6 protein-coding genes are annotated in these 6513 nt (G+C 70.6%); 5 read left to right on the top strand and 1 reads right to left on the bottom strand.

Annotation, left to right across the window (positions count from 1 at the left end):
- The 5 genes from VNE62_09775 to purM form a co-directional block, all read left to right on the top strand.
- A partial coding sequence (locus tag VNE62_09775; GenBank protein HVE92567.1) for a phosphoribosylformylglycinamidine synthase subunit PurQ occupies positions 1–220 on the top strand: 220 nt, incomplete at its 5' end.
- A 5-nt stretch (positions 221–225) separates the two neighbouring features.
- On the top strand, positions 226–2427 hold the full coding sequence (gene purL, locus VNE62_09780; GenBank protein HVE92568.1) for a phosphoribosylformylglycinamidine synthase subunit PurL: 2202 nt from the start codon (positions 226–228) through the stop codon (positions 2425–2427).
- Positions 2427–3305 (top strand): hypothetical protein, encoded by an 879-nt coding sequence (locus VNE62_09785; protein HVE92569.1) that lies wholly within the window; start codon positions 2427–2429, stop codon positions 3303–3305. Before purL ends, VNE62_09785 begins: the two co-directional genes overlap by 1 nt.
- A 105-nt stretch (positions 3306–3410) precedes the next feature.
- Entirely contained in the window at positions 3411–4796 is a 1386-nt protein-coding gene (purF, locus tag VNE62_09790; GenBank protein HVE92570.1) for an amidophosphoribosyltransferase, read from the top strand.
- Positions 4797–4815: 19 nt separating this feature from the next.
- A complete protein-coding gene (gene purM / locus VNE62_09795; protein ID HVE92571.1) occupies positions 4816–5814 on the top strand; it encodes a phosphoribosylformylglycinamidine cyclo-ligase in 999 nt (332 codons plus the stop codon).
- Here the strand turns inward: purM and VNE62_09800 are convergent.
- Positions 5811–6513 (bottom strand): pyridoxal-phosphate dependent enzyme (locus tag VNE62_09800; protein HVE92572.1); only part of this gene is annotated, 703 nt, incomplete at its 5' end. The genes purM and VNE62_09800 overlap by 4 nt on opposite strands.

The raw sequence follows: 6513 nt of genomic DNA on the forward strand, positions 1-6513 counted from the left end.
CGGGGAGCCGCGGGTCGCTCTGCGCTACGTGGACAACCCCAACGGGTCCTGGCAGTCGGCCGCCGGTATCGCCAACGCAGCCGGCAATGTGGGCGGGATGATGCCGCACCCCGAGCGAGCCTGCGAGCCCTGGCTGGGGTCCGACGACGGCAGGCGCGTCCTCGCCTCGATCGGGGAGTGGTGCCGCGCCGTCCGTCTGGAACCCGCCGGGAGGGGTTGAGCCCCGTGGCGACCAAGGCGGCCGTACCTCTCTACGAAGCCCTTGGGCTCTCGAGCGACGAGTACTCGAAGATCGTCTCCCTGCTCGACCGGGAGCCGAGCCACACCGAGCTCGCTATGTACTCCGTGATGTGGTCGGAGCACTGCTCTTACAAGTCCTCGCGCAGGCACCTGAAGGACCTGCCGACGTCCGCGCCGTGGGTTCTGGCCGGGCCGGGCGAAAACGCCGGAGTCGTGGAGGCCGCGCCGGGAGTCCGGGTGGCTTTCAAGATCGAGTCGCACAACCACCCGTCCGCGGTCGAGCCCTACCAGGGCGCGGCGACGGGAGTCGGGGGCATCGTCCGGGACATCCTTGCCCTGGGAGCCCGTCCGATCGCGCTGCTTGACTCCCTGCGCTTCGGCCCCCTGTCCGAGCAGCGCAACCGGTTCCTTTTCGACGGAGTGGTGCGAGGCATCGCCGGGTACGGCAACGCCCTCGGCCTGCCCACGGTGGGCGGTGAGGCGGTGTTCGACCCCACCTACTCCGGCAACCCCCTCGTGAACGCCATGTGCATCGGGATCGTCGAGGACGACGACCTGCTGCGGTCGGCCGCCGGCGGACCGGGACAGCTCGCCATGCTGTTCGGCTCCCGGACCGGACGCGACGGCATCGGCGGCGCTTCGATCCTCGCCTCACGCGAGTTCGAGGAAGGACAGGAGGCAAAGCGGCCTTCGGTCCAGGTGGGCGACCCGTTCATGGAGAAGCTGCTGGTCGAAGCGTGCCTGGAGCTGAAGCGCGAGGGGCTGCTCTCCGGACTGCAGGACCTGGGCGCCGCCGGCATCACGTGCGCGCTGGCCGAGACCGCCGCGGCGGGCGGACTGGGCGTGACCGCCGACCTGGATCAGGTGCCCCTGCGAGAGCACGACATGGAGCCCTGGGAGATCTGCATGTCGGAATCCCAGGAGCGGATGCTCGCGTGCATCCCGCCGGAGCGCGTGACGAGGGCGGTGGAGGTCTGCGCGAAGTGGGGCCTTGAGGCCAGGGTCGTCGGGCGCTACGAGTCCGGGGGACGGCTGCTCGTCTCCGCCGGCGGCGGTCCACAGGTCGACGTCACCGCGGACTCGCTCGCCGAGGGGCCGGTCTACGACAGGCCCGTGGTCGAGGCCGACCGCAGCGAGTTGCACTCGCTGGACCCCCTGTCCCTGGACTGGCCGAAGGATCTGGGCGAGCTGCTGCTGTCGGTCCTGGCCTCGCCGACGGTTGCTTCCAAGCACTGGGTCTGGAGGCAGTACGACCACATGGTCCGGCTCAACACGCTGGCAGTGCCGGGCTCGGACGGTGCGGTGCTTCGTGTTCCGGAGTCCGGACGCGGGTCCGGACAGCCCGGCCTGGTCGTGTCCACGGATGGGCCGGGGCGCATCGCTTCTCTGGATCCGTGGACCGGCGGGGCGCTGGCGGTGTGCGAGTCCGCGCGCAACGTCGCTGTGATGGGTGGGCGTCCCCTGGCCGTCACCAACTGCCTGAACTTCGGCTCCCCTGAGCGTCCGGAGGTGATGGGCGACTTCGCGGCGGTCGTCCGGGGCATGGCCGATGCTTGCCGGGCCTTCTCGATCCCCGTTACGGGCGGCAACGTCTCGTTCTACAACGAGTCCCCGCAGGGGGCGGTCCACCCGACGCCGGTGGTCGGGATGCTCGGAGTCCTGCCGGACGCGTACGCGTTCAGGCCGATGGCACCGGGGGACGGCGACGTCCTGGTTCTGCTCGGGACCACGCGCCCGGAGCTGGGGGGGTCGGAGGCCCTGGCGGTGCAGCACTCGCTGGCGTCCGGACGTCCCCCCGCACTGGACCTGGGGGCCGAGGTCGCGCTGACCTCGCTGCTGTGCGATCTGTCCCTCGGGACGGCCGCCCACGACCTGTCGGAGGGCGGTCTGGCCGTCGCGCTGGCGGAGATGTGCCTGGCCTCCGGGACCGGTGCCAGCATCCGGATCCCGGATGACTCCGCCGCGCTTTGGTGGCTGTTCTCCGAGTCGACGGCTCGCGTGGTCGTGTCCTGCCGGCCGGCCGAGTCCGACGCTCTGCTGTCCCGTGCACGCAAAGAGGGGGTGCCGGCGTCGGTGATCGGGACGACCGGGGGAGACTCGCTGGAGGTCCAGGGAGTGCTGCGGGTGCCGCTGGACGACCTCGCGCGAGCACACCGGGGGACCATCCCCGCGTTGATGGACGCCTGATGCGCCGGATGACCTCGGTCCTGCTGCTCGTTGTGCTGGCCGCCGCGTGCCGTGGAGACGGACCTCTCCCGGAGAAGAGGGAGGGGCCGGCCGGGGAGATGTCCAAGCTGGCGGCCAAGGGGGACGCGGTGACCCACAAGGCGTCCTATCGCTACGAGGTAGCGCCCCTCAAGGTGTCCCAGGAAACCAGGGTCACGATCGTGTCCCGGCCCCCGGACAGCCTCCGCCACCTGGACGTGGTGACTCGCGGCAGGAGTGGGCAGGAGGTCTCGTCTCCACAGTGGCAATTCCAGAAGAACGGGGAGTTCTTCACGTGCTTCAAGATCGCCACGGTGCAGTGCAGGGTCAACACGAGCCCGGTCAGCACCTTCGGCCACACCGATCTCGACGACTTCTACGAGCTCGTCCGCAAGCGGGACTCGTTTGAGTCGGTGAAGGAGACCGAACGCGCGGAGATCGCGGGGGAGTCCGCCAGGTGCTTCATCGCGCAACCCCCGGGCAAGGCGACGCCGACTCCCACCGCCGCTCCCGTCGAGACCGGCGCTCCCCCTCGCGCCACGAGGTTCACCGGCCAGATCTCGGACCACTTCCAGTTCGAGCTGTGCTACTCCGACGACGGACTGCTGCTGCGCGGAGTCCGGACCCTGCTCGGGGGCCCGGTGCGAACGGGATCGAACGAACGGCCCACCGCCACCTTGGAGGCAGTGTCCATAACCCGGACGGTCACGGCCAAGGACCTCGAGTTGCCGGCCCCGGTGACCGGCGGAGCTCAGTCCGCCACGCCCGCCGCGAAGGGAGCTTCGCCTTCACCCGCCGGGTCCGCGGCACCCGCCCGCAGCGTCGCCCCGACTCGCACCGGGAGCCGAAGCCCGTCCTAGTGGCGCTGATCCGGATGTCGGGCAGTCGGATGCAGTACCCCCGGGTACACTTGGGTCCTGGCGACTGACTTTCAACCCGACTGGGAGGCCCGGGTAGACACGGCGCTGGACCACCCTCGCGACGAGTGCGGCGTTTTCGGCGTCTACGCCCCAGGCGAGGATGTCGCCCGCCTCACCTACTTCGGCCTGTACTCGTTGCAGCACCGGGGACAGGAGTCCGCCGGCATAGCCACCAGCAACGGGGCCAACCTCACCGTCTACCGTGACCTCGGCCTCGTCGCCCAGGTCTTCAACGAGAAGATCCTCAACGGCCTCGAAGGCCACCTCGGAATCGGGCACGTCCGCTACTCCACGACCGGGTCGTCGCACCGATGGGAGAACGCGCAGCCGGCGCACGTGACCAGGACCAACGGCGGAGATATCGCCCTCGGCCACAACGGCAACCTCGTCAACACCGCAGAGCTCGCCGCCGACATCGAGATGGACGCGACCACCGACTCCCACGTGATCGCCGAGCTTCTGGCCAGGCAGGAGACCGACGACCTGGTGGAGGCATTCAGGGCCGTCCAGCCCCAGCTCAAAGGCGCCTACAGCCTGGTGGCCATGGACGAGGGCCGCGTGTACGGGATCCGCGATCCCCACGGCGTCCGGCCGCTGGCCATCGGAAAGCTGCCCTCGGGCGGATGGGTCCTGGCTTCGGAGACCTGCGCCCTGGACATCGTGGGCGCCGACTACCTGCGGGACGTGGAGCCGGGGGAGCTGGTCGTTCTGGACGAGACCGGCCTTCACAGCCACCGGTTGGCCGAGCCGACGCCCCGGCTGTGCGTCTTCGAGTTCGTCTACCTGGCCCGCCCGGACTCCGTCCTGTACGGGCGAAGCGTCTACGGAGTCCGGCGCGCGATGGGAAAGCAGCTGGCCGACGAGGCCCCGGCGGAAGCCGACCTCGTCATCCCGGTCCCGGACACCGCACACGCGGCGGCCCAGGGATATGCGGACCGATCGGACCTGCCCTACGGCGAGGGGCTGATCAAGAACCGATACGTCGGCCGGACGTTCATCCAGCCGAGCCAGTCGCTGCGCCGCCAGGGCGTCCGCCTCAAGCTCAACCCCCTGGTCGAGGTGATCGAGGGCAAGCGCCTGGTGGTCGTGGACGACTCGATCGTCCGCGGCACGACCACGCGGGAGATCGTCCAGATGCTGCGGCGGGCGGGGGCGCGCGAGATCCACATGCGCATCAGCTCACCGCCGATCCGCTGGCCCTGCTTCTACGGAATCGACACCGCCAACCGCGACGAGCTGATCGCCTCCGAGCGCACCGACGCCGAGATCATGGAGTTCATAGGCGCCGATTCGCTGGGCTACCTGTCGCTGGACGGGATGCTCGTGTCCACAGGCATCGCCTCGGAGAAGTTCTGCCACGCATGCTTCTCGGGCGGATATCCGATCCCGATCCCCGCTGCCACGGCGCTGAGCAAGAACGTTCTCGAGTGATCCCGGCGCCGGAAGCCGGATGAGCGCGTACAGGCAGGCGGGGGTCGACCAGGAGGCCGCCGACTCCCTCGTCCCCCTGTTCGCGAAGCTGGCCGCACGCACGCGAAGGCTGGAGGTCGAAGGCGATGTCGGCGGGTTCGCCGGAATCTTTTCGCTGGAGGGCCTGAAGGACCGCGGCTACAACCGTCCCGGCCTGGTCGTCAGCACCGACGGCGTCGGCACCAAGGTCGAGCTGCTGCAGCGGGCCGGCCGCCACCACACCGCCGGATGGGACGCCGTCGCGATGAACGCCGACGATGTCGTGTGCTGCGGCGCCGAGCCGATTGTCTTCGTGGACTACGTCTCCGTCGAGCGGCTGGACCCCGAAGTGGTGGGCGAGATCGTCAAGGGAGTCGCGGACGGCTGCACGGAGGCCGGCTGCGCCCTGGTGGGCGGCGAGACCTCGCAGCACCCGGGCCTGCTCCCGCCGGACGGCTACGACGTGGTGGGCACCTGCGTCGGCGTGGTGGACCTGGATCGCGTGTGGGGTCCGCACCTGGTCCGAACCGGAGATGGCATCGTGGGCATCTCGTCGTCCGGACTTCACTCCAACGGCTTTGCGCTCGTCCGCAGGCTCCTGGAGGAGTCCGGAGCCCAGGCCTGGGACGACCTGCTGGAGCCGACCGCGATCTACGCGCGCAAGGTCCTCGGCCTGCGCGCACAGGGGGTCGAGGTGCACGCGGCCGCGCACGTCACCGGCGGCGGGATCGTGGGGAACCTCATGCGCGCACTGCCGGACGGAGCGGGGGCCGAGATCGAAGGGGACCGCTGGCCCCGGGCCCCCGTCTTCGAGCGCGTGAAGGGTCTGGGCGTGACGACCGGGGAGATGCTCCGGACTTTCAACTGCGGCCTCGGGATGCTGATCGTGACGCCGGACGCCCCGGACGTGGCCAGGGCGCTGTCCGAAGCGGGGGCGCCGTCCTGGGTGGTGGGGCGAGTGACGGAGTTCGGTCCGGTCGAGGTAAAGGGCTCTTTCTAGAGGAACTGCCGGAGGGCCGGGGGAGCGCGGTCCGGGTCCGGCGCCGGCAGGCCTTCAGGGATCCGCGCGTCGTAGGTGTGCCAGAAGACCAGCTTCGAGTCCGGCGCCCGTCCGGCCGCCTCGAGGAAGGCGGCGAAAGCCTTGCCCGTGTAGGTCGACTCCAGCGTGAGCCCCAGACCGGCGGCCGCTTCCACGGCCGACGTCGCGGCCTGTGTCGGCTGGGCGTAGCCGGCCCCCATGTATCCCGTCAGCACCCGCACCCGCCCGGGATCCAGTCCGCCCCGGTGGCCCAGCCGCGCCAGCACCCGCCGCGCAAGGACTCCGATGGCGGCCCCCGGGAACGGGTACACACGGACCGCCGCCACCTGCGTCCTCAGTCCGCCCAGCTGCAGCCCGGCCGCCAGCCCGGCCGCCGTTCCCCCGCTGCCGAATGCGCATACGACGACGTCCGGCTCCTCAAGCTCGCCGGCACGGACCTGCTCGCACAGCTCCAGGCCGGCGTCGACCGCTCCGAGGACGCCCGCGGGCTGCGATCCACCGGGTGCGATCAGGTACGGCCGGCGTCCCGAGGCCGCAAGGCGTGCGTACGTGGCCGCCAAGACTGCGGGCACCGCCGAGTCCGATGCGGCGTGGACGACGTTCGCGCCGAGGCCGCACATCGCGCCGAAGGTCCGCCGGGATGCCTCGGTCGCGTGGTGC

The sequence above is a fragment of the Actinomycetota bacterium genome (genome assembly GCA_035536535.1).
Lineage (GTDB): Bacteria > Actinomycetota > JAICYB01 > JAICYB01 > JAICYB01 > DATLNZ01.

Excerpts from the sequence above, each read along its gene's own strand:
- VNE62_09785 (HVE92569.1), top strand. The coding sequence starts at position 2,427 with ATGCGCCGGATGACCTCGGTCCTGCTGCTCGTTGTGCTGGCCGCCGCG.
- purM (HVE92571.1), top strand. The coding sequence starts at position 4,816 with ATGAGCGCGTACAGGCAGGCGGGGGTCGACCAGGAGGCCGCCGACTCC.